This is a genomic window from Streptomyces sp. CB01881 (assembly GCF_002953255.1).
In the GTDB taxonomy this organism is placed as follows: Bacteria; Actinomycetota; Actinomycetes; order Streptomycetales; family Streptomycetaceae; genus Kitasatospora.
On record NZ_CP026498.1, the window covers coordinates 1 to 2,471 of the forward strand.

General features: G+C 62.3%; 1 protein-coding gene. It reads right to left on the bottom strand.

What is annotated here, in order from left to right; translation table 11 throughout:
- Positions 1–124: 124 nt before the first annotated feature.
- The gene (locus C2142_RS00005) at positions 125–1,933 is read right to left on the bottom strand and encodes a reverse transcriptase/maturase family protein (protein WP_174315561.1); all 1,809 of its coding nucleotides are present in this window, start codon (positions 1,931–1,933) and stop codon (positions 125–127) included.
- Positions 1,934–2,471 lie beyond the last annotated feature (538 nt).

Here is a 2,471-nt window from a genome sequence, read left to right on the forward strand (position 1 = left end):
AGTACCGGTAGGCCACTGGCGAGGTTTCCGCGCGTGCGGGTCCTTTTCCAGTGGCCCCCGGCCCGAACCCGCCGTGCACCTTTCAATGCAGCGGGCTCTCCAGAGACTTGGTGCGCGAACCTCGTCAAGTGCCCTTGTGGACGGCCTGATGACAGGGTGCGCAGACGACGAGTGTCCTGCTGTGCTTCCTGATCATGATGGCCGCCCACTCGGGCGGTAGTTCGAGCTTCCTGAGGTCGGCGAGGCCACGGACTTGATGGACTTCCACCGGCCGTGGGCGCTCGCAGACCTCGCACCACTTTTGGCGCAGCCGACGGATGAGTCGGATGCCCCGCTGGTGGCGGTGCGGTTCGAACGGGGTACGCGGCGCATCGTTGATGGCCGTGTGTTTCTTTTGGACGAGGGGAATTCCTCCGAACCGTGCGATCAGCGGCTTCCTGCCTACCCGGTCGATCCTTGCTTCGAAGCACCGGCGGAGACCGAGTGGTGTGTTCACCGTGGCCTTGTATTTCGCGGCCATCTTGGTCACCGATGAACGGTGCCTGCAGGCAAGGGTCTTGAGTAGCGAGGTGACCATCACCCCTTTGAGCCGGTCGAGTCGCCAGACGTCGCCGGCCAGCAGGTAGTACTGAACGATGCCCCGGTACTGTGCGCCGTACCGTCTGACGAGCTCGTAAGGTGTGAGTCCCGCCAGGTGGCGTAGGGGTGCGGGGTGTCCGCGTTTGAGAAACGGGGCTGCTTTGGCCTCGATCACCTTCCTGGGGACACGCAGGGCGATCTTCCCGTTGGTGTTGCGGGCCCCCGTGCGGGAGCGCCGGTCGCGGGTGATCTTCGTGTCTGCGTGCTGGACGGTGATCTCGTAGCCGAGGAACCGTGCCGCTTGTGTGCGGGCGTGGGTGATCAGGGTCTTGTCCTGGTTGAGTTCCAGCTTGAGTTCTTCATGCAGGAACTGGCTCAGACGGTGCTTGATCGTCTCGGCTTCGGCCTTCGGTCCGATGAACCCGAGGAGGTGGTCGTCCGCGTAGCGGACGTACCGCAGACGCCGGAATCCGGGATCGCGAGGGTCTCCGACCGGCAGACGTCGCAGCCGCTGGCGCAGCTCGCGGACGGCCGGGGTTTCGATTTTCTCCCCCCAGTATTTCTGCCGTTTTCGGAGGCGGTTGATCTCGTTCTCCAGGGTCCGGTACTCCGGGTTCTTGGCCCGGGTCTTTCCTCGGGTGTATTCCGGTATGAGAACTGTCTCGACAAAGCGGTCCAGCTTGTCCAGATAGATGTTGGACAGGAGTGGAGAGACGACCCCGCCCTGCGGGGTCCCCGACAGGGTCGGGTTCCACTCCCAGTCTTCCATGTACCCCGCCTGGAGCATCTGTCGGATGAGGCGGAGGAACCTGGCGTCATGGATTCTCTCGGCCAGGATCGACAGCAGGACGTCGTGGTCCAGCGAGCCGAAGCAATCCGAGATGTCCCCTTCGATGAACCAGGTCGTCCCTGTCCAGTTGATGACCACCTGGCTCAGGGCCGTGTGGCATCCCCGTTCGGGACGGAAACCGTGGGAGAGGTTGGAGAATCGGGGTTCGTAGTATGCCTCCAGAAGGAGGCGCACTGCTTCTCCCACGAGTTTGTCCGACCATGACGGCAATCCGAGCGGTCGCATCTTCCCGTTGTTCTTGGGGATGTGGATGCGGCGGACCGGGCGGAAGCGGTATCGCTCGTGGCGGAGGGCTTCCACCAGGTTTGCGATCTTTACCTCGGACATGCCGTCTGCGGTTTCCTCGCAGGCCCCGGGGGTCAACGCACCTTTGTTGGCGTAGATCCGCCCGTAGGCATGCAGGTACAGATCCGGGTTGAACAGCTGTCGGTACAGTTCGTTGCACGGCAGACCGTGCCTGCCGCGTTCGCGCAGGACATTCAGCACTGTTTCGGCGCTCTGCATTACGCATACCTCCCAGTGATCTTCATATCCGGGTCTCCTGGTCCCCTTCGCCCTGTGGGCGGTGTTACCGCCCGCCTTGGCAGGTCGTTACTCCTGCGACTACTACGGGACCTCCGTCGCCATGGGGATTTCTATCCCTTTAGGCGATCCCATGTTCGTCTCCGACATACGTGTCTAGCGTGATTTAGGCGCCCAACTCATCCCCTTGAATTCCCTCACTGGGAATCGTTCCGCAGTCCGGAGGTTGCAGAGAATACGCAGTGACTTCCCTGCAGGACGCGGCGCCGGTGTCAAATGCGGTTCCGGCGGATGTCATGCCATTGCATCTCTGGAGATTTGGGTTCAGGCAGTCTAGCTTTCGCCATGTCACGCGGGCCTCTCAGCGCACCGCCTCCGCACTTGAGCGCGGCCGCTGATTTTCTGGCATGCTACGGTCCCCTTCGCCTTTCGACTCCAGGTAAGCCATTGGGCCCAGGAACATCCCTCCAGTTCCTCCCGGTTGCACCGGGAATATAGTCAGAGCGCTTCATGGCGCACC